This window comes from Janibacter sp. CoH_79_TC_3 (assembly GCF_058197955.1).
Genome location: NZ_JBXWIV010000125.1, coordinates 1 through 259, shown reverse-complemented (window position 1 = coordinate 259; position 259 = coordinate 1). Strand labels below are relative to the sequence as shown.

The window sequence follows — 259 nt, the reverse complement described above, 5'->3', positions numbered from 1 at the left end:
CCAATAGACAACCAATCATAAGAGAAGAATGCGCTAGCAGCCTGAGCTAGTATTCCAGGAATCACCCCAAGCAATTGTGGCACCGCCTGTAATAAACCAGCACCAACCGTAATCAGGATTTGCACACCTTTGCCTAAAAAATCAGGTAAATGTGATGCGATTAAATTGACTAAGTTCACTAATACACCTAGCAACGTACTAAGAATACTTGGTAGACTCTGTAAAATTCCTGTTGCAATATTTTTAATCACTTCTATAC

Annotated in this window: 1 protein-coding gene; it reads right to left on the bottom strand. The window is 39.4% G+C overall.

The genetic code is table 11. The features are described 5' to 3' along the window. Positions 1-259: hypothetical protein (locus tag AC2FA3_RS15335; protein ID WP_490510338.1), on the bottom strand; the 259-nt coding region annotated here is incomplete at both ends.